Here is a 25,275-nt window from a genome sequence, read left to right as displayed (position 1 = left end):
TGAATAACTGTAATCCAACGAAATTGAATTGTATTATCTGCCATAGGTTGTCCATCACTATCTGGATAAACTATTTCTGAGTTATTTTGGGACAAGGGAAGTTGTATTTTCATATTTTATTTCCTCACGCGCCTCAGTATTTTTAGTATAGCAATTCCCAAGAAGCGTGAGGTACAAAATTAGTTTCTTTTAGGGAGTAGTTAAACAATTAATAATTAATAATTAATAATTACCTCTCCTTGAAAACGGATAGGATTGACTCAGCAGCTTTTATAGTAAAATTTAATTCTCATTCAATTAGTAAAGCTTTTATCTAGAAATAAAAAGAAGCAATAGCTGATGGCTGAATGCTTACTAAAATCTTACTTTTGACTTTTGACTTTTGATTTTTGACTTATAACTTCCGTGAAACGGTATTCCTTCTTCCCTATTCTTTTAATAGAGACTCTAAATATTGAAACCAGGAAGACCTGACAGTAACTACAATAATTCCTATGGGCAAAAATAAAAATAATCCAAGCATCTGTAATGCTAATATTCCCTTACTCATTACCAGTACCAATAAACCGTCGCTCACTCGCTTATACAATACCCCTAAAAAAGCCAACAATAATAACCCTAATAAACCAATTTGTTTCTGGGAAATATTACTCACTCCAGTGAAAACAAACGGACGACGTAACCATTTCACACTCCCCACTAAAATTTGTTCCACTATTAGCAAAGTTATCCCAGACGACATCAACTCTAACAACACCAATAATACAAACAACCAACTAACCTGCAACTCTAAAGTATAAGTAGGAATCAAAATTAGTTTAGCTGCTATGGTGTAGTTATAGAAGGCAAAAAACGGCCACTGGAGCAAAAATTGAGGTAAATTTACCAGATAATTTGGCGTAGTTAAAATTTCATTGACTCCACATAATAATGTCGGCAATAAAAACGCCACTATCAAAAGCAAAACATATAAACAGACAACTCGCAAAATAGAAGTCAACTTGTCAGAACGACGTAAAGTATAATTACTAAACAGTTGCAAAACATAACAAAACACCAGCATATTACTCGCGCTTCTAGTCGGTGCCAGACCTCTTATTGCCATCAACCAAATAACGGTCATTTGTATTGCCAATAACCAGGTAACACAACGTCGCCATAATAACTGCACTTTTAACGTTGCTGCTTTTTTTATCTGACGAAAATAGATTTCTTCTACCAAATTTTCTCCTCTCGTTTCTGTAGTCTGCATTCTGATTTTTTCATCAGGTCGGAGTAATACACAAATACCAGAAGCAATACCACCTGCAAATGTTAATAACATAGAAATAATTAAACCGGGTGCAGCTAATTTTACCTCCTTAGTAGAATTCACATCTAAACTACGTTGTGCCCACTTGATAACTTCCGTTATTAACTGTGGATCGTAGGTGGCGATGATATGATCGGCAGTGCCAGAAATTATTAACAGTCGAGCAGTACCATTACTGAAATTACCGCAAATATTATTACCATTATTGATGCAAACAGGATTTTTGCTACCCGTTGCTTGCTGCAACATAATTCGTAAATCTTCAGGAGGGTTAATTTGCTCGTATACACCAGCGCCCAAAAATAGATTTCGGGGAGTAGTGGTAGTAGCGCTACCACTCATACCTAAAATAATTGTCGAGCGCAATAGTTCTTCTGTTTTCCCCAACTTTAATGCTGTTGCACCACCCATAGAATGACCGAGAATACCAATGCGTTCTTGGTCAAAAATTTCTGGGCGATCGCGAATGTATGCTAGAACTGCTTTAGCATCTGCCTTAGTGTTTTTGTCTAAGTTTTCTATAGATTTTTCTCTATTTTTTAGTGGATAAGACTCACCATAACCGCCAAAGTCAAAGGCGATCGCTGCTATTCCATGTCTTGCCAACTCTACTGCTAAAGGAGTCATCATTTCTTTGCTATTGTTGACACCATGACACAATAATATTACTGGATGAGGTTTTGCTGTAGTGGGGGTATAGATACGACTGACTAAATTTCGTTGAGAGTCTATTTCAATATTTATAGATGTTACTTCAATGCCGATAGTAGGATTAAATATAATTGATAATATTAAGCCTGTTCCTAATAATAGTAAACTTAGTAAAAATCCATAACGATGCCCATTCATAAATATTGGCCTCAATTTCAGCTCATAAGAATTATTGTTCCCTATTTTTGTGGTTTTATCAACAATTAGTTGATGATTAAATTCAGCAAATCTCTTTTTTTTAGGAAAAAAAAGATAGCAATTCATTAATGGAATATGGATAATTACCTCTTCCTTTTTGGGGGAGGATTTACTAAAAGGAAAAAAAAAAATCCCCTTGAAAGGGTCGGCTTCAAACCAGAATTATTTAATTATTAATTATTTAATTATTAATTATTCGGAAAAAACAATATGGAACATCAAAAATATTTCAAGCTATTAGTTATCTTACTATCTATAACAATCTTATTTGAGTTGTGAGATATTGTAGATTTTAGGGAATAAGGAACAGTGGATATGGGAAAGAGAAAACCGAAGTAATAAAATTATCACAAATGATTTAGGATTGCTATAGGGGATAATTTATGACTGACAATTTAAACATCTAAAGCTGATATTTTGATGATCAATATTTTTGGTTTAATACCCCGCCGTCTACAGGGTGTTTATAATTGGTTGGGGTTTGAGTCTCTATCAACTTCTTCCTTCTTCCTTCTTCAATAACAATACAATTATCACAAATGATTTAGGATTTCTATAGGAAATAATTTCTGAGTGACAATTTAAACATCCAAAGCTGATATTTTTACGCTCAATATTTTGGGAATACTCCGCCGTTTACACAATGTTTATAATTGGTTGGAGTTTGAGTCCCCATCCACTTGTTCCTTCTTCAAATAGGAATCAAATTATCACAAATGATTTAGGATTGCTATAGGAAATAATTTCTGAGTGACAATTTAAACATCCAAAGTTGATATTTTTACGATCAATATTTTGGGAATACTCCGCCGTTTACACAGTGTTTATAATTGGTTAGAGTTTGAGTCTCTATCCACTTGTTCCTTCTTCAAATAGGAATCAAATTATCACAAATGATTTAGGATTGCTATAGGAAATAATTTCTGAGTGACAATTTAAACATCCAAAGTTGATATTTTTACGATCAATATTTTGGGAATACTCCGCCATTTACACAGTGTTTATAATTGGTTGGAGTTTGAGTCTCTATCCACTTGTTCCTTCTTCAAATAGCAATAAAATTATCACAAATGATTTAGGATTTCTATAGGAAATAATTTCTGAGTGACAATTTAAACATCCAAAGCTGATTAAACATCCAAAGCTCATATTTTTACGATCAATATTTTGGGAATACTCCGCCGTTTACACAGTGTTTATAATTGGTTGGAGTTTGAGTCTCTATCCACTTGTTCCTTCTTCAAATAGGAATCAAATTATCACAAATGATTTAGGATTTCTATAGGAAATAATTTCTGAGTGACAATTTAAACATCCAAAGCTGATTAAACATCCAAAGCTCATATTTTTACGATCAATATTTTGGGAATACTCCGCCGTTTACACAGTGTTTATAATTGGTTGGAGTTTGAGTCTCCATCCACTTGTTCCTTCTTCAAATAGCAATAAAATTATCACAAATGATTTAGGATTTCTATAGGAAATAATTTCTGAGTGACAATTTAAACATCCAAAGCTGATATTTTGATGATCAATATTTTGGGAATACCCCGCCGTTTACAAAGTGTTTATAATTGCTTGGAGTTTGAGTCTCTATCCACTTGTTCCTTCTTCAAATAGGAATCAAATTATCACAAATGATTTAGGATTGCTATAGGAAATAATTTCTGAGTGACAATTGAAACATCCAAAGTTGATATTTTTACGATCAATATTTTGGGAATACTCCGCCGTTTACAAAGTGTTTATAATTGGTTTGGGTTTGAGTCCCCATCTACTTCTTCCTTCTTCAAATAGCAATAAAATTATCACAAATGATTTAGGATTGCTATAGGAGATAATTTCTGAGTGACAATTTATTCCTTCTTCAAATAGGAATCAAATTATCACAAATGATTTAGGATTTCTATAGGGGATAATTTGTGACTGACAATTTAAACATCCAAAGCTCATATTTTGATGATCAATATTTTGGGAATACCCGCCGTTTACACAATGTTTATAATTGGTTGAGGTTTGAGTCCCTGTCCACTTCTTCCTTCTTCTTTTTTCCTTCTTCCTTCTTCAATATTTTTTTTAAGTTATGAATCAAGATTTACAAAATCAAGTATGTATTGTTACGGGTGGTAATTCTGGTGTTGGTTTAATGACTGCTGTTCGTTTAGCTAAAGCTGGATGTCATGTATTTATTGCCTGTCGCTCTATTAGTAAAGCCACGAAAGCTGTAGATTATATTCGTCAAATTAGTGGCAATAAAAATGTTGAATTTTTACCTTTAAATCTAGCTTCTTTAGATTCAGTTCGTCAATTTGTTGATTCGTTCATAACCAGGCAACTTCCTCTACATATTTTAGTTAATAATGCCGGAATTTTTAATCAAAGAGGTACTACTCAAGAAGGATTTGAACTAATTTGGGGAACCAACTATTTAGGTCATTTTTTACTGACATATCTTTTATTAGAAAAACTCAAGAGTTCTGCTTTTAGTAGAATTATTATGGTGGCTTCCGATTTAGCATTAAAACCAAAAACTATTCCTTGGAATTTATTAGTCAAAAAAACACCTCTAAATTTTTTAGAACTTTATTCTGTCTCTAAATTATGTTTGTTACTTTTGACAACTGAACTTGCCAGACAGTTAGAAAATACAAATGTAATCATTAATGCCGTTCACCCAGGATTTGTACAATCCAATATTACAATTTGGCATCGTATGAGTAAATATTTAGGTTTAGGAATTTCTCCAGAAAAGGGTGCAAATAGTACATTATTTTGTGCCCATTCTAGTCAACTAAAAGGTATCAGTGGTAAATTTTTTGATTCTCAAACCCAAGAAATTCCTTTGCCAAAAATAACAACAGATATTGACCTAACAAAACAACTTTGGGAAAGAAGTTTACTCTGGAGTGGATGCCAGAATACAACAACTAACGAAACAATTAATTATGATAACTTTTCTGGAATATCCGGTCCTTACACCCTCAAACTAGACAGTCAAGAAATTGCTCAGATTACCAAAACAATTTTTGCAGAAATCTTACCAAAACCACCAGGAAAATTATTATTTTTACGCCTTTTAAAATTTTTATGGAAATTGAAATTTGGTTCAGCCTTTCTATTATTAGTTCAAATTTGGAAACAAGAATTTCACATGGAAAGACATCTTGATTCCCCTGAAATTTGGAAAATATGTCAGGATGAAAAATTATTAGCAAAATTGCAAGAATATTTAGGAGAAAAATTAGTATTATGGCGCTCTGAACTCTGGGTAAATTATCCCGCAAAACAATTAATCCCCTTGTGGCACAGAGACTCTTATCCAAAATTACTTTCTGGTGTAGGTAAAACAATTAATGTTTATATTGCTCTGACTGAAGTCAATAAATTTAATGGCTTTGAATTTATATCAAATGCTAAAAAAGACCGCAATTTATCTGTAAAAATGACAGACCCTTTTAGCGGCAATGATTTCTTTGAAGTTACAGAAAAATTGGCAGAAAATTCAGTACCAGTCATTCTAAAACCAGGTCAATTTGTGATATTTACAGATGAACTTGTTCATCGTTCTGTATGTAATATTAACGGTCAAGTTAGACTATCATTAACTTTACGAGTTACTCAACCTAGCGTAGAAGTTTTACCTAATTATAATCCTAATTATCAACAGTCAGTATTGTTGTAGCAGAAGAAAGAGGAAAGAGGAAAAGAAAGAATAAATCAGGACTTACGAAAATATCAAATAATACACCATCTGTAGAGGCGACTTGCTATTTACTAAGTTCATTAATGGATAATTGATAATGGATAATTGATCATGGATAATTGATAATTACCTCTGGTTAAAACCGCTCTTGATTGAATATAAGGAGATATTATTTCTTCTCTTGGTCGATTGGATATGGCGAGGAAACCTCGCCATCCCTCGACCGCTTTTTTTCCCCTTAAAAGGGGAGGCTTCAAGGCGCGAATTATTTAATTATTAATAATTAATAACTGGAGAGTACAAAGTTCTTCCAAAAAACTATTTGCTTTAAAGGCTGAAAGTATTACTAGAAAAAACTTACAGTACTTACAGCTTTGAATAAAGAGTTTTTAACCCTTAGATAGCTGAAAGTTTTAGGGAGCAATAGTTATTCCAAGAACTTTGCACTGTCTCGTTAATAATTAATAATTAATAATTCGGTAAAGCCGCCACTTCATATGTTGCGGAGTAAAACGTAACTACTAGATATGGTGGTTCTGTGTAAGTCCTTTCATTAATTGATAATGGATAATGGATAATTGATAATTACCTCTGGTTAAAACCGAGAGGATTTAATATCAGGAGATATTATTTTTTTTCCCTTAAAAGGGGAGGCTTTAAACCAGAATTGTTTAATTATTAATAATTAATAATTAATAATTAATAATTCTGTAAATTAATAAAAGTAAGTCATGTAAATTAATAAAAGTAGTGATAACCGAAGTTCGCAGTTCTTCCGGAGGAGACTAACTGATAACTGAATTGACTCCTATATAATACCAATTTCATAAAATCTTGCAAAGGGTGAGGACACAGGGAACAGGGAACAGGGAACAGAGAAAGAAAAAGATAAATATTAAAGAGGAAAAAAGGTGGAAATTTTAGAATTTATGGAATTTATAATTTTTTCTTTTAGGAATAAATCACAAATTTAAGATGTAACTGCCTTTGCGTGAATTTGGTATAACCCATTTGATAACTATCTATTTCTGAATGTCCTGACTTCAACAGGACTGACTCTGACAGCTAAGAGCATATACTGCGCGCAAAGATAGTAAATTGGTTCTATAAAAAGTCTAACTATTTGTAGAAAATATTTATCACCCTTAGTATTATACAACTGACAATAGAGATATCTGCTCCCCATAAACTACTAACTTTGGGTATAATATATTTAATATAGCAATCCTATTTTATTCGTGTCAAAAATCTTACTGCTTTTTAGGGAACAGGGAACAGGTAAGAGTTTCAGTTTTTTGATTTGTCACGACCTATTTAGGATTGCTATATCAAAATTTTCTATATCTAACGAAGAAAGTTTTAATAATAATTAAAAATTCTACCGATGAGATAAAAAGTAACTTTCTTTTCAAACACAAATTTTTTTTACAAATAGGCTGAAAAGGAAACTAACTTGCCAGAATATAAATAGATTGAGAAGCTATTAAAAATTATGAAGGACAACCTATGGAATCAGCTTATGTTTTCTGTTTAATTATTGGTGGAGCATTTGTGGCACTCTCCGCCTTTGCCGGTCTAGATGGTATAGATTTTGACCAAGACTTTGACCCAGACTTAGAAATTACAGACCAATCAAATAGACAAGTTCATACTTCAATATATCAGCGTCGCCGAGGATTATGGCTACCATTATTTAGCCTCAAATTTTGGACTTTTGGCAGTTGTTTCTTTGGGCTAACTGGTATTTTGTTATCTTATATTTCTCCCACTCTTTCACCAACAATAATTGCCATTATTTCTATAATTGTTGGTATTTTATGTGGCACAATTATGGCATGGGTATTATATACCTTAAAAAACCGTCAAGCTGATAGCTTGGTACGTAGTGGTGACCTCGCAGGTCTTTCTGGAATTGTGGAGATTCCTTTTGATAACAATAGTAGAGGAAAAATTAGATTAAATGTGAAGGAATCTGTACTAGAACTGATGGCTTTTACTGAAGAATCTAGGGAATTTACTAGAGGAGAAAAAGCATTAATCGTGGGAATAGAAAATAATAGAGTATGGGTAGTATCAGAAGATTATCTAGATAAAACATCAGAGGATTAATCTGATAATTTTCAAGCTACTCTCTATTACAATTCCCCAATTTAAATAAATTTTCTGCACAACTTAAATATAGTTGCGATATGAATAGATTGGCATGAAAAATCAACTTTTAATCTTAGCCTATATGTCAGTGGTAGTAGGAATATTTTGCGGGATATTAATAGTATTATTTTTGTCTATTTTTCGACAAAACCAAGTCATAAATAGTCTTGTCAGTCCTCAAGATTTTTTAGGTTTACCCTGCACTGTGGAAATTCCATTTGATACTCATAGTAGAGGCAAAGTTAGTCTAAATGTTAAAGGATCTAACATCAGATTAATTGCCCGCACAACAGAAGAATCTAAAGAATTTACTAAGGGAGAGCAGGTATTTATTATCGGCACAGAGAATAATCAAGTGTGGGTAATTTCCAAATCATCTTTTCAACACCAGGAATAATCATAAATGAAGAAGGCAGAAGGCAGAAGTTAGAAGGCAGAAGGGAAAATTGCTTATGGATAGTCTTCGACACGGCACTCCGTGTCTACAAACCCCAAACAATTTTAAGCACCCTTGTTGACCAAAAAGTAAGGTCTCAAGTCTCCCCTTTTAAGGAAATGAAAAAGCGGTCTCCGGATGGCGTTTTGCCCCGCTATAAAGCGGAACAACTCTGTCAAGAGCGGGTTTCCTCGCCATATCCAATCAACCAAGAGAAAGTCAACTTCAGTATTTCAAGCCTCCCTATTGCATGAGGTACTGATAACTGATAACTGAAATGACGGTAGGGTATTCAACCCACCACAGAAAAGATAATGAATAACCACAAATATTTTTAGGGAAATAAACTATTTGTAGGCCAGTTAACTCGAACTTTCATACTACTAAATGAAAAATACTATATCTCACAAAAATAAATGAGGAAATTTAACTAATGAAAAGTGAATTTTTAGAATCGAGTAAAGTCGAATCAACCACTGTAGAAATAGCACAAATTCCTCCTGTAATACAAAGGGAGCCAATTCAGGATTTTACAGGAAAAATTTCTACAGGTTTACCCATCGCTCTATCTATATTTGGAGTGATAGTATTAATCTGGTTTATCAACACATTCATACAAATTTGTAAACCCAATGAAATTCTAATTTTATCTGGTCGAAAACGGCGGACAAAAGAAGGGGAAACAGTTGGTTATCGCGTAATCTTCGGTGGTAGAGCAATTCCCATTCCAATTCTAGAAACAACCAAAACAATGGACTTACGCACCATGCCAGTACCTGTAGAAGTGCGGAATGCTTACTCCAAAGGCGGTACTCCACTAAATATTCAAGCGATCGCCAATGTCAAAGTTTCCAATGACCCCAAAATAGTAGGCAATGCCATAGAAAGATTTCTCGACCGCGATCGCTCAGAAATTACCCGTGTAGCAAGAGAAACTCTAGAAGGAAACCTGCGAGGTGTAGTTGCCACCCTGACTCCCGAACAACTAAACGAAGACCGTCTTCAATTCGCCGAACGCATTGCCGAAGACGTGAGTCGCGACTTAGCAAAATTGGGCCTCCAACTTGATATCCTAAAGATTCAAAGTGTTTCCGATGACGTAGACTACCTAAACTCCATTGGGCGCAAACAAATTGCCATGATTCGCCGAGATGCAGAAATAGCTGAATCTAATGCCAAAGCAGAGGCCGAACAAATAGAAGCTGACTGCCAACGACAGTCAGAAATTGCCAAAACTCAGTCAGCAACATTTATCGTCCAGAAAGAAAACGAACTCCGCAAAATCAGAGCAGAATGGGATCAGAAAGCTCGTTCGGAAGAAGAACGAACCAAAGCAGCAGCTAAAGAAGCAAGGGCAAGAGCAGAACAATTATTGCAAACAGTCCGTGCGGAATTAGAGAGATTGCGTTTAGAAGCAGATGAAGTATTGCCAGCAGAAGCACAACGACAGGCCAAAGAACTCCAAGCTAGGGGAAATGCTGCTTCTCTATCAGAAAATGCTCAAGCTGAAGCTTTAGTTAACGATATGCTTTCTCAAGTTTGGCAAGAGACTGGTAAAGATGCTGCGGAGTTGTTCTACTTACAACAAATTAGTATGATTTTGCACGAGTCTGCGAAAGTGACAAAGCAAGTTAAATTGGAAAATATCAAAGTTATCGATAGTGGAGATGGCAAGTCGATCGCTAGTTTGGTGAATGCTTATCCTGAAATATTCCGCCAGTTCCTCAAAAATGTTAATCAAACCCTGGGTGTTGATGTGACTGGTAATTTCAGCAATGGAAATGGGAAAGAAGTTAAGTCCCTGGAGGCTAAAAAGTCATCCACGGGGACACGGGGACACGGAGACACGGAGACACGGGGATTATAGTTCAATACGGTTCAGTTAAGACGAAAACTCCTATGATATAAGGATTAGATAGGCTTTTCAGACTACATAACTGGAAAAAAAATCCTTAACTGAACCGTATTGGATTATAGTTTATCCTCTGCGATCAAATCATCCCGCAATTATGCAATGCCATAAATTTATAGGTTCAGTAGAATTCATCTTTAGTCATCTTCAAGATAGCTAATTTATTATGGCGTTCTTCATGAGACTTGATATGAGTTTTGACTTCTGACTGCTGTGAAATGGTATTAATTCTCCATCCAGTTCTTCCTTCTTCCTTCTTCCCTCTTCCTTATTCCTTATTCCTTATTCCTTCTTCCTTCTTAACAATAACTAAAATTATGGAGCCAAAAAAATCATGGAAATAGTATTAGCATTATTGGGAGTTTTCGGTCTTGGTACTGGTGCAGGTGTCTTTGTCATTCGCAACCTTTACTATATTTGTCAACCAAGTGAGGTCCTAATTTTTTCAGGAGGTCGTCACCATGTTGGAGACAGCGATAAAAAAGTTGGATATCGTCTCGTCAAGGGAGGTAGTAGCATTCGCGTCCCCCTATTAGAACAAGCTTTCCGCATGGATTTGAGTAATATGATTATTGAACTCAAGGTTAATAATGCTTATTCTAAAGGTGGTATTCCTCTCACAGTCGAGAGCGTGGCAAATATCAAAATTGCTGGGGAAGAACCTACGATTCACAATGCGATCGAGCGTCTGCTAGGTAAAACTCGCAAGGAAATTGAAAAATTAGCTCAGGAAACTCTCGAAGGAAATTTGCGTGGTGTGTTAGCTTCTCTGACACCAGAACAAGTCAATGAAGACAAAATTGCTTTTGCCAAAAGCTTACTGGAGGAAGCAGAAGACGACCTAGAAAAATTAGGTTTAGTTTTGGATACTCTACAAATTCAGAATATTGCTGATGATGTAGGATATCTTGATTCTATTGGTCGAAAACAACAAGCTGAATTGTTACGAGATTCTCGTATTGCTGAAGCACAAACCCAGGCAGAATCAATTATTCGAGAAGCAGAAAACAAAAAAAATACTTCTTTCAAACAGATTGACACTAAAATTGCTGTAGCTCGTGCAGAAGCTGAGAGGCGTATTCAAGATGCGGTGACAAAACGGCAAGCAGTGGTAGCGGAAGCAGAGGCCGATATTGGTTCAGAGGTAGCACGGACTCAAGCTGAAGTAGCAGTGCAACAAGAACGTATTAAGCAAGTTGAACAACAGTTACAGGCAGATGTAGTTGCTCCCGCAGAAGCTGAATGTAAACGAGCGATCGCTACTGCCAAAGGAGATGCTGCTGCTATTGTCGAACCAGGAAAGGCACAAGCAGAGGGTATTAAAAAGTTGGCAGAATCTTGGAAAGCTGCTGGTGCAAATGCACGAGAAGTTTTTCTATATCAGAAGTTGGAAGAGTTGCTGAAGATTATGGTATCTACTGTGCCGGAGGTTGATGTGGATAATGTTACCGTAATTAATGCTCAAGGTGGGAACAATGCTACAAAAATAGCGGCCTTTCTTGAGGAGTTTAAGCAAACTACTGGTATTGATGTAGCTGCTACTGTGAATAGTTTAAGCGATCGGGGAGTCGGAAGTAGGGGAGTAGGGGAGTAGGGGAGAGTGTAAGATTTGACACGGTGACGCGGTGACGCGGTGACGCGGTGACGCGGTGACGCTCTATCGGCGCGGTTACGCTTCCTGTCAGTGACACTCTATCTCTCTCTCTCCGTGTCTCCCTCTCTCCGTGTCTCCGTGTCTCCGTGTCTCCGTGTCTCCTCCTCTCCCTCTCTCCGTGTCTCCCTCTCTCCGTGTCTCCGTGTCTCCTCCTCTCCCTCTCTCCGTGTCTCCCTCTCTCCGTGTCTCCGTGTCCTCCTGTGGGGAGTAGGGGAGCATTTTTCTTCCTACTGACTCCTGACTCCTCTGTCGTTTATTTAATCGGCGTTGGTGAATCAAACTATGAATTAAGATATTTGAGTGTTGCATAATCAAAGAACGAACTAATCATTACGGACGTTGCACGCAACGTCCCTACATCCAACCTACTCCCTAAGCACAAAAATCATAAGGATAATTCACCAAAGCCTAAAAATCATAATCATTCAGCAACGTCAATTTCTGACTCCTGAACTACTGATATTGTGTCCGGTAGCATCGGAGCGTGTATGAAATTAAAGTGACACTCTTGAGAAAACCTTCTGCCTCCTGCCTCCTGCCTCCTGCCTCCCTTCCACCAAAGTCTAATTATTCAACCGGACATAATATGACTCCTTTCTCAATAACCTAAAAAAAGTTACACACTTGACTAATTTCTAACTCAAAACCCAATTCACTAAGGTCCGAACACCATAACCAGTTGCACCAGCGTTATTGTAACCATTCTCTGCATCTATCCATACAGGACCAGCCACATCCAAATGCGCCCAAGGTGTATCTTTAACAAACTGCTTCAAAAATAAAGCAGCAGTAATAGCACCACCAGGGCGAGGACCAGTATTTTTCATATCAGCGTGTATAGCTTTCAACCCCTCAAAATATTTATCCTCCAAAGGCATCCGCCATAGTTTCTCACCAGCACTTTCTGCTGCTGCCGCCAGTTGCCCAGCTAAATCATCATTAGGACTCCATAAACCAGCAATATCATTACCCAATGCCACCACACAAGCACCTGTGAGAGTAGCTAAATCAACGATCGCATCTACTCCTAATTTATCAGCAAAAACTAAAGCATCGGCCAAAGTTAAACGCCCCTCTGCATCCGTATTGTTAACCTCAATAGTTTTGCCATTAGAAGCAGTGAGGAAGTCTCCAGGGTGCATGGCATGGCCACTAACCATATTTTCAGTGACGGCGCTAATAAAGTGAACTTCCACATCTGGTTTTAACTGAGCGATCGCCTTAACAGTACCAAAAGTTGTACCAGCTCCACCCATATCAATTTTCATCATTTCAATGCCACTACCAGAGGTTTTGAGGTTTAAGCCACCAGAGTCAAAAGTTAAGCCTTTACCTACTATTGCTAACTTTTTACGAGGAGTACCTTCTGGTTTGTAGGTGATATGAATAAATTTTGGTGGAATATCGGAAGCTTTAGCAACCCCCAGGAAAGCTCCCATACCTAATTTTTCACAATCTTCTCGTTCTAAAATTTCTATAGTTAGCCCAAATTCTTGAGCCAAAGCTTCAGCAGTTTCAGCCATAGTTATTGGGGTGCAAGAATTAGCAGGTGCTGCTACAAGTTCCCTGGCTAGGATCACCCCAGAACAGATTTTCCGGGCACGGACAATGGCTTCATCAGAGCCAGCTAAACCGATTAACTCTACTTTTTCTACATCTGGCCCTTGGTCTTCAAGTTGAGATTTAAAGCGATTATCCTGATGGAGGACTAACTCAATGCCTTCTGTGATGACTGCACTTGTAGCTTCAGCATTGTCGCACATTGGCAAGCTAATACCTAGAGTTTTACATCTTTCCTTTTTTGCCAAGCGTCCGCAGGTTGCTGCTGCTTGGCGCAGAGTTTCTAATTTTAACTCTTCCGATTTACCCAGGCCCACTATAATAATTTTGCGGATGGATTTTTTGCTACCCACACGAGTCGAGGCACTGCTGTTGACTTTACCCTTAAATTCTGTTTCTTCGATTAGTTCAGATAAAGTGCCAGCCAGCTTTTCATCCAAATAGGCCATATCCCCGGTTAATATGCTATCGGTATCTTCAAATAAACCAATGGCTAGGGCATCTCCTGTCCATTCTAATAGAGGTTTATTGATTGCTATAATTTCCATCTTGATTTCCTGATTAATTGGTAAAATCCTACATTATACATATTCTTGGTCAATCTGTACAATTATCTCAAGGCTTTAAATTTCTGACTAGACAAGTTTCTAATTTTGTTCTTTTGGGTTTAGATACATAATCAATTTTCGCTGTATAATAAATCTTTATAGATAGCGAAAATCTCTAGAAATTTCAACGTGACTAAGGGTTAAAATCAGTCGCGTCGTTTCCATTCAGCAGTTAAAACAGGCACTTTTCCCACTTACCGAAAATTTATGATGACCAGAAATAAAGATCGCTGGAACTGGGAATTGCTTTTCAAGTATTAGCTAGTGCCGCTACACGGAAGTCAAAGATCAAAAGTCAAAAGTCAAAAGTCAAAAGTCAAAAGCATCGATTGGTAAGGCTTTTGGGATTTTGTAACTGATTAGTTATCTCTGCCATCCTGCACTATTTCCTGAGTACTAATTCCAGCGTTGGTGATTTGAGGTATGATATCATGCCCGGATAAGAGTGCGATTCCTGTTTCTTCTTCTTCCTTCCCTCGTGACTCTTGTACGTCGCCCTACTGACAGCTCCCCTACCTGAGTTTTAACTCCTAAGTAATTAGGGCTTGCTGATTAAATATCACGCGCATTGACTGATATTGCTTTCAGCCTTTTTTGGTCGAAAAAAGTGCAAGGTTTTTGGCTGTTGTAGCCTCAAAATGCTAATACTTTTCCCCTGAGTATCAAAAAATTTGGCCGTAGCAGATAGTCTAAACTGTTCCCTATTCCCAGTTAAGTGTTCCCTATCATCACAATCAGACTTTTTCAGCAAACCCTAATTAAGATTAATACAGCAGATTTGACATACTCCCGACGCTCCCCTACGGGAGAGCGCGGGATTCTTCAGTCAAGGAAGCCCTGACCGCAGTTTTGACAGAGGTGATGTCCTCCCCCTGTGTTGATAACAATCCAACCCACCCCCATCCCCTCCCGGGAGGGGAGCTAGAGGGGTGGGTGAGTTATAGTCCCTATCCAGTTCTTGTCCACATTTAGGGCATGAATGCCAGCGCTCAGACAAGCTTTTTGAGACACTATCAACCCTCGCAACAATGCTGAGATGTTCCTTTTGGGTCTACTTTTACTACTCGCTTACCCAGTTTCCAGGCTACATACTCTAAAACTTGGATGAATTGACCAAAAGCTGCATCTTGCAAAGATTTATTCAATCCTGACTTCGCTGACTGACCATTGGGTAAAAATTGACCATTTTCTCCTAATTTGGCCTTGCAACGTCGGACTAAATTAGCTAGGAGCAAGTCTTCGATAAAAATAACACTTACATCCGAAAACAGATGATCAGCAAGTTTGAACTGCCAGTCCAATCTTTGCCTAGCTATTAGTTGATGGAGTTTAGCTATTTTACCTTTGAGAATTTTCCAAGTTTTTGAATGCTTTGGTCTTTTAGCCAACCTTACTTGAAGTTTAGACAACCGATGTTGAGATTTTCTGAAAAACTTAGGAACTTCTATAAACTCACCATCACTGGTGACAGCATAATGCAACAATCCTAAATCAATACATGCACGAGTTGTTTTCAGTGGGTTGAATTTCTGCACGCCTCAAAGGTACAGTTTTATCTTCTATCGTGAAGCTGATATACAATCCATCCGCTTCTCGAATTACCGTGCCTGTCTTAACCTTGAAACCTAATGGTACTGGGCGATTGTACACAAAGGGGACTAAGCCAATCTTCGGCAGATTTATACAATAACGACCGTTAGCATTTTTGACAATACTAGTGTTTGATAACTGGGGATAACTAAAAGAATTATAGTAATGTTTAGCTTTGAATTTAGGTCTACCGCTGGTTTTACCGTTTTTATCTGGTAAGGCACAAGTTATCCATAGTAGTTTGTACACGCTGGACAACATCTTGCAATACCTGGGAATGTATAGACTTGTCCATACGGAAATAGTTTTTTGGTTTGTGCTAAATCTGCTAGTTGAACAGTCTCCCACAAAACGTAACCATTGATTATATTTGGGTGCTTATCCCCTTTCTTTGTTATGGGATTACCATTGCTGCCTTTCTTTCTACCGTCCCTTGTTTGTGTTCTAAATTCAGGGATATTTTCATAAATACGGTCTACTGGTACTACTGAAACATTGAGAGGACAAGCGTTAAGTAGTGTGCGTGTAGCTTCAAACCAATTTAACCTTTCAGCTAAACGGTAATTATATTGCCGTCGGGCTAATTCCAACCAATTAGCTATAATTGCCGTTTGGCTTTTATGGGGTTTGAGCTTGTACTTATATTTCAGTAGCATGGCAGAATCGACCTTTATATCTACATTAGTTATTATATCAAAAATAAGGACAAACAACACAGACAAAGCCCGGCTTTCCCATCCCTCCGCTCCCCTCCGGGAGAGCGCGGGACTTCCCGCCGGGGGAGTTAAAACTAATGCGGTACAACTGACGGGGTAAATATTTTTTGCTTGTTCACTACCCTAATTCCCATCTTCTCTACTGCCTACTGCCTACTCCCTACTCCCTAAAAGCATCAATATATGTACCTCATAACGCGCGGAAACTGCTGTATCATACACTAATTCAGCAATCCCCTAATTCCTTTTAAAAGACTCTAAGCATAACTAACCTAAAACTTTAAATTATACCAAAATATCAAGATTAGAAATTTCACAAAATTTACAAGAAGTAGTTATGATTTGGCAACTAATACAAAACATATTTTCCCCAGAACAATTCATACCCCATGGACAATGCTATCTTTGGAAATCAGGCTTAATTTTGCTTCATGCTAGCTCAGACGCATTAACAGCAATAGCTTACTACTCCATCCCATTCCTGTTAGTGTACCTTGTCCGTCAACGAAAGGATCTACCCTTTAAATCCATCTTCTGGATGTTTGGGGCTTTTATTGCTTCTTGCGGTACAGTCCATCTCCTAGAAATTTGGACTTTGTGGCATCCTGTTTATTGGTTATTAGGAGGTATCAAAGCAATTACAGCAATGCTTTCCCTGTACACAGCCGTGGAAATGTACTCTCTGATTCCCCAAGCATTAGAATTACCAAGCCCATCTAAATTAACGGTAATTAACAAAACTTTAGAATCAGAAATTAAAGAACGCAAAGAGATAGAAGAAGCACTACGAAAAAGTGAAAATCAATATCGTGCCATAGTCCAAGACCAAACAGAATTGATTTGTCGTTTTGATACAGAGGGAATTTTGAGTTTTGTCAACGATGCTTATTGTCGCTATTTTAACACAACGCCAGAAGAGTTAATTGGGATAAGTTTTTATCCGTTTTTGTCATCTTTCGAGGTTGTCAAGCTACAAAAACTATTAGATACTTTGACCCCAGAACAGCCAGTAACTATCAACGAACAAATGATAGAAATGTTCAACGGAGAGTGGAGATGCCAGGAGTGGACAAATCGAGCAATATTTGACGAAGACAATAACTTAGTAGAATATCAAGCAGTGGGGCGAGATATCACAGCTATTCGAGAAAGCGAAAGACGCTTCCAGGCTATTTTTCATCAAACATTTCAATTTATGGGACTCTTAAACCCAGACGGTACTATTTTAGAAACTAATCAGACATTTTTAGACTTTACAGGTCTCAAACATGAAGATATTGTCGGACGTTATTTTTGGCAAGTTAAATGGTGGTTAGCAGTGGATGATGAAGAACATCCAAGAAACATAGAAACTAAACATAAACTTGCTAAAAAACAAATGAGAAAAGCGATCGCTAAAGCAATTATAGGTGAATTTGTACGTTATGAAGTTATGGTAGTTGGTCAATATGAACAAATAATTACCATCGACTTTTCTCTCAAACCAGTTTTTAACGAACTTGGACAGGTGATCCTATTAATTTCTGAAGGTCATGATATCACGGATAACAAACAGGTAGAAAAACAACTTTCTATTCTCAACGCTGAATTAGAAACACGAGTTACAGAGCAAACTTCCCAATTAAGACTAATTACTCAAGCTTGTAAAAATCGAATTAGACAGCAGCGAGCTGTGGCTCAAATTACTCAAAAAGCCTTATCAGGTAAAAATATTTCTCTGCTGATGGATGAGATGGTACAAATGGTTTCCCAAATATTAGATGGAGAATACTGCAAGATTCTCCAACTGTTACCTGATGGCAATTCTTTACTATTACGAGCTGGTATTGGTTGGCAAGAGGGACTCGTAGGTTATGCGATCATAAATTCTGGCCGTGATACTCAAGCAGGTTATACCCTACATTCATCTAGACCTGTAATTGTCCAAGACCTTCGTCTTGAAACCAGATTCAGAGCGCCAAAACTGCTGCGTGACCATGGAATTATTTCTGGAGTTAGCGTCATTATTCCTGGTGGTGAAAAACAAAAACCTTATGGGATACTAGCTATACATACTAAAATGAAGTGGTGGTTTACTCAGGATGATGTTTATTTTTTGCAGGCAGTGGCTAATGTATTAGGTACAGCGATCGAACGACAAAAAACTCTGAATTCTCTGAGGTCTAGTGAGGAAAATTTTCGTCAAATTGCTAAAAATATTCGAGAGGTTTTTTGGATAAGTACCCTTGACAAAAGTGAGTCGATCTACGTCAGTCCTACTTACGAAGATGTTTGGGGGCGCTCCATCACAAATTTAAAGGAATGGCGAGAAACAGTTATAAATAGCATTCATCCATTAGACCGCGATAGCTTTGTTTTGAATGATGAGAAAGAACGCCGTGGTGAATTTACTGACGATGAGTATCGAATTGTACGACCTGATGGTGAAATGCGCTGGATTTGGAGTCGTGCTTTTCCTGTACGCAATAGAGCTGGAGAAATATACCGCACTGCAGGTATTTTTGAAGATATTACAGAACGCAAACAGATGGAATTAGCTCTGTTTCAAGAAAAAGAACTAGCCGAAATCACATTAAAATCTATCGGGGATGGGGTGATTACTACTGATGAAAAAGGTTATGTTGATTATATTAATCCTATTGCTGAAAAACTTACTGGATGGGAGTTGTCAGCAGCTAAAGGTTTGCCACTAGCTGAAATTTTCCAAATTTTTGATGAACAAGACCGTACACCGATGGAGAGTCCGGTAGATATAGTTTTCCGAGAACGGCTAATCGTCGAACTGGGAAATCATACTATTTTGGTAGCTCGTGATGGTCAAGAGTATGCAATAGAAGATTCTGCTGCTCCTATTAAAACAGAAGACGATGAAATATTAGGGGCAGTGTTAGTATTTCGAGATGTGACAGACAAGCGCAAGTTGAGGAATCAAATATTTTGGCAAGCTCAACACGATTCTTTAACAGGGTTGTTAAACCGCAGAGAATTTGAGAAATTTTTAGAAAATTCTTTGGAGGAAGTGAATCAATACAATCAAGTACATACTCTTGCTTATATAGACTTAGATAGATTTAAAATTGTTAATGATACCTGTGGTCATAAAGCTGGGGATGAATTGTTGCGTCAGGTGACTCTTTTATTACAATCTCAATGTCGTCAAGCAGATATTTTAGCTAGGATCGGTGGAGATGAATTTGCTTTGCTATTATTACAGTGCGACATGAATAATGCTCAAAGAGTAGCGCAAAAGTTAATTGATAGTATTCAGGATTACAGATTTGTATGGGAGGATAAAACTTTTAATATTGGTGTTAGTATTGGTATGATTACTCTTAGTCAGGAAAATCTCAGCCAGGCAGGTGTGATAAATGATGTTAATTGGCTCCTTAGTGCTGCTGATGCTGCTTGTTATATCGCGAAAAATCGAGGTCGAAATCGTTTTCATGTTTACGAAAGTGATGATTCAGATTTGAAGCAGCAAAAAAATACTGTGCATTGGGTCACAAAAATTCATCAAGCTTGCGAACAAAATCTTTTCTGTTTGTATTATCAACCTATTGTACCATTGCAAAATTCCCATCTGAGTAATTGTTATTATGAGATACTTTTACGCTTGAGAGATGAAAAAGATAAATTGATTCCGCCAATGGCTTTTCTTCCGGCAGCAGAAAGATATAATATGATGCCAATGATTGACCGCTGGGTGATTCAAAACTTTTTTAGTTATTTGTCACAGCTCAAAGGTCATTTGCAACCGTCTTTTGAGAACCTCGATCATGAGAGATTGTTTCGGGAGTCAGATACAAATAAAACAGATACTATTTATGCAATTAATATTTCTGGTGAAACAGTTAATGACGAGGAATTTGTTAATTTTTTACAAGCACAATTAGCCAGGTTTAATATTTCTCCACAGATGATATGTTTTGAGATTACTGAGACAGTGGCGATCGCTAATCTGTCTCAAGCAGCTAAGTTAATTAGAAAACTCAAAGATTTGGGTTGTTGCTTTGCTCTAGATGACTTTGGTAGTGGTGTGTCTTCTTTTACTTATCTGAAAAATTTGCCTGTAGATTACTTAAAAATTGATGGTAGTTTTGTCAAGGATATTGTCAGTGACCCCTTAGATTATGCAATAGTTGAGGGAATGAATAGGATTGGCCATGTGATGGGTCTCAAAACGATCGCTGAGTTTGTGAGCAATCATGCTATCTTAGAGAAAATTAAGACTATCGGTGTAGACTATGGTCAAGGTTATGGAATTGGTTATCCACAGCCGTTAGATTTGCCTGAGTGAGTTGTGTGGGAGATTGGGAGATTGGGAGATTGGGAGATTGGGAGATTGGGAGTGTGGGAGATGGGGAGATGGGGAGTGTGGGAGATGGGGAGATGGGTAGATGGGGAGATGGGGAGTGTGGGAGATGGGGAGTGTGGGAGATGGGGAGATGGGGAGTGTGGGAGATGGGGAGATGGGGAGATGGGGAGATGGGGAGATGGGGAGATGGGGAGATTGAAGTAAATTGACAAAATATATTATATAACAGGATTTTAGATCAAGAGTAAATTTGATAATATAAACATAAAATTAGCAATAGGTTCAGTCCGGAAATGAGTAAGAAAACGTGTAGCTCACTAAAGAAAATAATCCAACTTGATACGGTCTCGGGGTCTCCCGTTATAATCTGCGATTTAACGGGAGGGGAATTGCCGAGCTGCAAATTAAACAGGTTTCAATTGATGTTCAAGTATAGCAATAAAGAGTCCTGATAAAATTATGATAATTACTCATTGCTACAAAATTAAGCCCACTCCTGAACAGTCAGTCAAAATAGATTATTGGCTAGAACTGTTACGAAGGCATTACAATTATGCTTTAGGCCAAAGACTAGATTGGTTAAATAGAACTAGATGTCAAGTTGACCGTTGCTTACTAATTTCATGTCCTATTGGCGAGATTCCCAGCAGACCAGATTATTATTTTCAGCAATCAGCACTGAAACAGACAAAAAAGTTATTTCCTGACTACAAAGAAATATATTCAGAAGTTCAGCAAATTAACTTACAAAGGCTAGATAAAGCTTGGAAACGTTGGTTAATACCTGACAAAAAAGGCCGACGTGGAGGGCGACCTAGATTTAAAAAATCAGGAAAGTTAAGGTCATTTTGTTTCAGTAGAGTTAATCATCCCAAAGCAGCAATAAAATTTGATGGTAAACAAATAATTATTAGTAGGTTTGGTACTATTCCAGTAATAGTTCATAGACCTATACCAGATGGGTTTGTTATTAAAACTGCAACTATAACCAAAAAAGCTGATGGTTATTATGTGAGTTTTAGCCTGGAAGATAAGTCAGTACCTAGTTTAATTTCTACAGAAAATATTAAAACTGCTGCAGGCATTGATGTCGGTTTAAAAGAATTTTTGACTACTAATACTGGTGAGACTGTTTCTGTACCTAAATTCTATAGAAAGTCTCAATCTAATTTAGCAAGAAAGCAAAAAAAAGTATCTAGAAAAGAAATAGGGTCTAATAATTGGGAAAAAGCACAAAATAGAATAGCTAGATTGCACCAACATATTGCTAGACAAAGAGAAGATTTTCACTATAAGACTGCTCATAAATTAGTTAAAGAATGTGACATGATTGCAGTGGAAAACTTAAATATTAGAGGTTTAGCAAAAAATACTAAACTATCAAAATCAATTTATGATGTAGCCTGGGGCAATTTTATTGAAAAATTGAATGCAGTAGCGGTAAAACGCGGTGTTCATGTAATAAAAGTTAATCCTCATAATACATCACAAAATTGCAGCAATTGTGGTCATAAAGTACCTAAAACTTTATCAGTTAGAACTCACTCTTGTCAGAAATGCGGAACAGTTTTAGATAGAGATGAAAATGCAGCAATTAACATATTAAATAAAGCGTTAAACGAGGTGGGTATCATCTTGTCTGCTTGTGGAGGCTTAGATATTAGTCAGCCTGTGAAACAAGAAACTTCTTTGTTTAAGAAGCTCCCGTTATAATCTCCGATTTAACGGGAGAGAACTTCACGATATGATTACTAATAGGGGCTAAGTCAAAATTTTGATGAAAGTCCATTACTCAACTCTGAAATGAGATGGAAATATAGCAGAAGGCAGAAGGCAGAAGGCAGAAGGCAGAAGGCAGAAGGAAAAATCTAGCGTTGCCTGAGTTTTCAGCTTTGGATATGTTCTCACCTTTCCTTCGACCGCTATAAATTGCTGTTTTTCCCAAAATTGTAATCCAAAATACAAGTTATATAATGTCCGGTAGCATCGTTTGTGTATAAAATTAAGGTGACAATAGGAGAAAACCTCCTGCCTCCTGCCTCCTGCCTCCTGCCTCCTGCCTTCCTTAGAATTATCGCTAAGAAAAAAAATTATACCATATCCTTTTTAAAATTAATTAACTAACAATAAATAAATGTTAAAGCAAAATATAACAAAAATTTCTATACTGATCGGCGTTTCTATCAGTGCTTTGTTACTAGGAGTATTTCTACCAGAACTTATAAACAATAACAAAAGTATCTCTCAAAACGCAATCCAAAATCAGAAACTCAACCCAGAGCTAGATGTAACAAATTTTGTCTCACTTCCACCCGAACAACGAAGGAATAAACTCGAAGCTGCTATAAAGAAAAGAAAATCTCTAAATAGCAGTAGAGCACGTTATATTCTGGCCAATGATTTAATGCAACAGGGAGAAGTAGAGTCGGCGATCGCTCAACTGAAAAATTTAGACCAAGAATATACAGTTCTAGCACCCTATGTCATCTTAAAACGGGCACAAGCTTATGAATTAACTGGGGATACTGAGAAAGCACAAGAAGCTTGGTCAGAATTATTAGCAACCTATCCAGAAGAACCAGTGGTAGTAGAAGCTTTGTATGCTCTAGGAAAACAAAAGCCGGAATATTGGGATGAGGCGATCGCTAAATTTCCAGGTCATCCCACTACAGTGAAAATTGCTCAAGAAAAACTGAAGCAAAATCCTAATCAACCTCAGTTGTTATTGCTCATTGCTAAATATGGTTTTCATGTGCCGGAATATGGAACAGTATTAGAACAACTCAGAACAAGATATGCCTCCCAGTTAACTCCTGAAGATTGGGAAATGATTGCTTTTGGATATTGGGAAAAGCAGGATTATTTTAAAGGTGGCCTGGCATATCAGAAAGCAACTAAGACACCCAAAAATTTATATCGTTATGCTAGGGGTTTATGGTTAGGGAGAAAAACTAAAGAGTCCCGCGAAGCTTACAAAACCTTAATTAATCAGTTTCCCAATGGGGGAGAAGATACAGCTTTGGGTTTGATTCGTCTGTCGAGACTGGTTGATCCAAAAGAAGCCATACCCTATCTTGACAGAGTAATTGCTAATTTTCCTAGTCATGCTGCTGAAGCTATGCTCGATAAGTCTAAGTTACTCGATCGACTGGAGTCTGCTAAGTCAGCTTCACAGGTACGTCAACAGTTGTTGAGTAAGTATAAGAATTCTGATGCTGCTGCTAAACTACGGTGGGAGTTGGCCGAAAAATCTGCTGCGGCTGGCAATTTACAAGTAGCTTGGAAGTGGGCACAAGAGTTGACTGCGAATAATCCTGATAGTGAGTTAGCACCACAAGCAGGTTTCTGGGTAGGTAAGTGGGCACAACAACTTGGGCAGACAGAGGATGCTAAAAAGGCTTTTGAATTTATGATTTTACGTTATCCCCACTCTTATTATGCTTGGCGATCGGCGGTGATGTTGGGTTGGCCTGTGGGTGATTTTACTACTGTTCGTCCTCTATCTCCAGAGGTTGTACATACTAAAGGGCGAGATCCATTGCCTTTTGGTTCTGAGACGTTGCGAGAATTATATCAGATCGGTCAGGATCGGGATGCTTGGAAACAATGGCAGGTAGAATTTGAAGATAGGATGAGTCCAACTGTTGCTCAACAGTATACTGATGGTGTGTTAAGGATTGGTATAGGAGATAATTTAGATGGTATTTGGATGCTTACTAGCTTGAGCAAACGGGAAAAACCAGAGGAGATAGCTGAGTATAAAGCATTGAAGGAAAAGCCTACCTATTGGCAAACTTTGTATCCTTTTCCTTATTTGGAAACTATTGTGAAATGGTCTAACAAACGAGAGTTAAATACTGTGTTGGTTACTGCTTTAATTCGTCAAGAATCTCGTTTTATGCCGAAAATAAAATCGGTAGTTGGTGCTACGGGGTTAATGCAAGTTATGCCAGAAACGGGAAAGGAGGTAGCTAAGAAAATTAATCTTGCGAATTATGATTTAGAGAATGTGAATGATAATGTAAATTTGGGTACTTATTACTTGGGTTTTACTCATAAAGAGTACAAGGATAATTCGATGTTAGCAGTGGCGAGTTATAATGCGGGACCGAATGCTGTGAGTAGTTGGTTAAAGCGGTTTGGGTTTAATGATGCTGATGCTTTTGTGGAGAAAATTCCTTATCCTGAGACAAGGGGTTATGTGGAGTCTGTCTTTGAAAATTATTGGAATTATTTGCAAATTTATAATCCTGAAGTTGCTCAGTTAATGGAGAGACATTACGCTAAACATAAGAAATAAGGAGTAGGGGAGTGGGGGAGGAGGGGAGTGGGGGAGTAGAGGAGTGGGGGAGTAGGGGAGTAGGGGTGGGGGGGAGATGGGGGGATGGGGGGGTGGGGAGGCATCTGTG

15 protein-coding genes and 1 pseudogene are annotated in these 25,275 nt (G+C 37.5%); 10 read left to right on the top strand and 6 right to left on the bottom strand.

What is annotated here, in order from left to right; all coding sequences use genetic code 11:
• Together F6K54_RS16975 and F6K54_RS16970 are read right to left on the bottom strand one after the other, a co-directional pair.
• Positions 1–113: pseudogene (locus F6K54_RS16975) on the bottom strand (Uma2 family endonuclease); the annotation flags it as partial.
• A 314-nt stretch (positions 114–427) separates the two neighbouring features.
• Positions 428–2,287 carry an alpha/beta hydrolase gene (locus tag F6K54_RS16970; protein ID WP_293079485.1) on the bottom strand — a complete coding sequence of 620 codons (1,860 nt, stop codon included), beginning with the start codon at positions 2,285–2,287 and terminating at the stop codon, positions 428–430.
• 2,017 nt (positions 2,288–4,304) lie between these two features.
• Between F6K54_RS16970 and F6K54_RS16965 the strand changes: the two genes are divergently transcribed.
• From F6K54_RS16965 to F6K54_RS16940, 6 genes are all read left to right on the top strand, one after another.
• Positions 4,305–5,903 carry an SDR family NAD(P)-dependent oxidoreductase gene (locus F6K54_RS16965; protein ID WP_293079483.1) on the top strand — a complete coding sequence of 533 codons (1,599 nt, stop codon included), beginning with the start codon at positions 4,305–4,307 and terminating at the stop codon, positions 5,901–5,903.
• Positions 5,904–7,430: 1,527 nt separating this feature from the next.
• A complete protein-coding gene (locus F6K54_RS16960; RefSeq protein ID WP_293079481.1) occupies positions 7,431–8,033 on the top strand; it encodes an NfeD-like protein in 603 nt (200 codons plus the stop codon).
• A gap of 94 nt (positions 8,034–8,127) precedes the next feature.
• Positions 8,128–8,472, top strand: a complete 345-nt coding sequence (locus F6K54_RS16955; protein ID WP_293079479.1) for an NfeD-like protein — start codon at positions 8,128–8,130, stop codon at positions 8,470–8,472.
• On the top strand, positions 8,433–8,765 hold the full coding sequence (locus tag F6K54_RS16950; RefSeq protein ID WP_293079477.1) for a hypothetical protein: 333 nt from the start codon (positions 8,433–8,435) through the stop codon (positions 8,763–8,765). The genes F6K54_RS16955 and F6K54_RS16950 overlap by 40 nt, the downstream gene beginning before the upstream one ends.
• Before the next feature lie 179 nt (positions 8,766–8,944).
• Positions 8,945–10,378, top strand: coding sequence for a flotillin family protein (locus F6K54_RS16945; RefSeq protein ID WP_293079475.1), 1,434 nt, complete (start codon positions 8,945–8,947; stop codon positions 10,376–10,378).
• A gap of 379 nt (positions 10,379–10,757) precedes the next feature.
• On the top strand, positions 10,758–12,017 hold the full coding sequence (locus tag F6K54_RS16940; protein WP_293079474.1) for a flotillin family protein: 1,260 nt from the start codon (positions 10,758–10,760) through the stop codon (positions 12,015–12,017).
• A gap of 695 nt (positions 12,018–12,712) precedes the next feature.
• Here the strand turns inward: F6K54_RS16940 and F6K54_RS16935 are convergent.
• The 4 genes from F6K54_RS16935 to F6K54_RS16920 form a co-directional block, all read right to left on the bottom strand.
• Entirely contained in the window at positions 12,713–14,185 is a 1,473-nt protein-coding gene (locus tag F6K54_RS16935; protein ID WP_293079472.1) for a leucyl aminopeptidase, read from the bottom strand.
• A 1,073-nt stretch (positions 14,186–15,258) separates the two neighbouring features.
• The gene (locus F6K54_RS16930) at positions 15,259–15,780 is read right to left on the bottom strand and encodes a transposase (protein ID WP_293079470.1); all 522 of its coding nucleotides are present in this window, start codon (positions 15,778–15,780) and stop codon (positions 15,259–15,261) included.
• Positions 15,737–16,084 (bottom strand): hypothetical protein, encoded by a 348-nt coding sequence (locus F6K54_RS16925; RefSeq protein ID WP_293079468.1) that lies wholly within the window; start codon positions 16,082–16,084, stop codon positions 15,737–15,739. The genes F6K54_RS16930 and F6K54_RS16925 overlap by 44 nt, the downstream gene beginning before the upstream one ends.
• Positions 16,063–16,491 carry a helix-turn-helix domain-containing protein gene (locus F6K54_RS16920; RefSeq protein WP_293079466.1) on the bottom strand — a complete coding sequence of 143 codons (429 nt, stop codon included), beginning with the start codon at positions 16,489–16,491 and terminating at the stop codon, positions 16,063–16,065. The genes F6K54_RS16925 and F6K54_RS16920 overlap by 22 nt, the downstream gene beginning before the upstream one ends.
• 397 nt (positions 16,492–16,888) lie before the next feature.
• On the opposite strand from F6K54_RS16920, the gene F6K54_RS16915 reads away from it, so the two are divergent.
• The 4 genes from F6K54_RS16915 to F6K54_RS16900 all read left to right on the top strand — a co-directional run bounded on the left by F6K54_RS16915 (position 16,889) and on the right by F6K54_RS16900 (position 25,166).
• On the top strand, positions 16,889–20,848 hold the full coding sequence (locus F6K54_RS16915; protein ID WP_293079464.1) for an EAL domain-containing protein: 3,960 nt from the start codon (positions 16,889–16,891) through the stop codon (positions 20,846–20,848).
• Positions 20,845–21,075 carry an isopentenyl pyrophosphate isomerase gene (locus F6K54_RS16910; RefSeq protein WP_293079462.1) on the top strand — a complete coding sequence of 77 codons (231 nt, stop codon included), beginning with the start codon at positions 20,845–20,847 and terminating at the stop codon, positions 21,073–21,075. Before F6K54_RS16915 ends, F6K54_RS16910 begins: the two co-directional genes overlap by 4 nt.
• A 250-nt stretch (positions 21,076–21,325) precedes the next feature.
• Complete coding sequence (locus tag F6K54_RS16905) at positions 21,326–22,579, top strand: transposase (RefSeq protein ID WP_293079460.1); 1,254 nt, start codon at positions 21,326–21,328, stop codon at positions 22,577–22,579.
• 421 nt (positions 22,580–23,000) lie between these two features.
• Positions 23,001–25,166: a transglycosylase SLT domain-containing protein gene (locus tag F6K54_RS16900; protein WP_293079458.1), complete on the top strand. Its 2,166-nt coding sequence runs from the start codon at positions 23,001–23,003 to the stop codon at positions 25,164–25,166.
• Positions 25,167–25,275 lie beyond the last annotated feature (109 nt).

This window comes from Okeania sp. SIO3B5 (assembly GCF_010692555.1).
GTDB lineage: Bacteria > Cyanobacteriota > Cyanobacteriia > Cyanobacteriales > Microcoleaceae > Okeania.
This window is presented reverse-complemented; position numbering and strand designations above follow the sequence as displayed.